Annotated in this window: 1 protein-coding gene; it reads right to left on the reverse strand. The window is 39.0% G+C overall.

Annotated features, from left to right (window positions below):
* Nucleotides 1-647 precede the first annotated feature (647 nt).
* On the reverse strand, nucleotides 648-874 hold a 227-nt coding region (locus CRYPD_RS08265; RefSeq protein ID WP_212744005.1), incomplete at its 5' end, for a hypothetical protein.

Raw genomic sequence — 874 nt, forward strand, 5'->3', positions numbered from 1 at the left:
GGCCAAGTTGTTTCAGAGGAGAAGATTAAACCAGAGGCTCTCTGGTAATAAAAAAAACCAATTGGTCCTATGTAAAAACTATGTCCTGCAGTGGTAGTCATCTTGGAATTACGATCAACATAAAAAACACAAAGTTTGTAAAGGACCTTCCAATGATTGATGCATAGTTTAGGTTCAATCAGTGCAATAGCTTCAGAGAAGAAGATATTTCTGTATTTTCCCGATATGGTCCTGTGTTAATACTATGACCTGTGGTGGCAGCCATCTTGGATTTCCGATCGGCATAAAAAACAGAGGACCTTCCAATGATCATTCCTGGGCAGTTTGTTTTCAGAGAAGAAGCGTTTTGAAACATTTTTCCCATGGGGTCCAATGTTAAACAAGTCCTGCCGTAGCCGCCATTTTGAATTTCATATCGGAACAAAAAACGTAAAGTTTGTAGAGGACCATCCAATGAACATTCATGTACAGTTTGGCTTTAATCATATTTGTAGTTTCTCAGAAGAAGGCATTTGAACATTTTCCCATAGGGTCCAATGCTAATCTATGTCCTGCGGTGGTGGCCATCTTGGATATCCGATCGGCATAAAAAACACACACCTTGTAGAGGACCTTCCAATGATCATTCCTGGGCAGTTTGGTATCAATTATCCTAGTGGTTTCAGAGAAGAAGCGTTTTGAAACATTTTTCTCATAGGGTCCAATGTTAAACTAAGTCCTGCCGTAGCCGCCATTTTGAATTTCATATCGGAACAAAAAACGTAAAGTTTGTAGAGGACCATCCAATGAACATTCATGTACAGTTTGGCTTTAATAATATTTGTAGTTTCTGAGAAGAAGGCATTTGAACATTTTCCCATAGGGTCCAATGTTA

This window comes from Bathymodiolus heckerae thiotrophic gill symbiont (genome assembly GCF_900180345.1).
Taxonomy (GTDB): Bacteria; Pseudomonadota; Gammaproteobacteria; order PS1; family Pseudothioglobaceae; genus Thiodubiliella.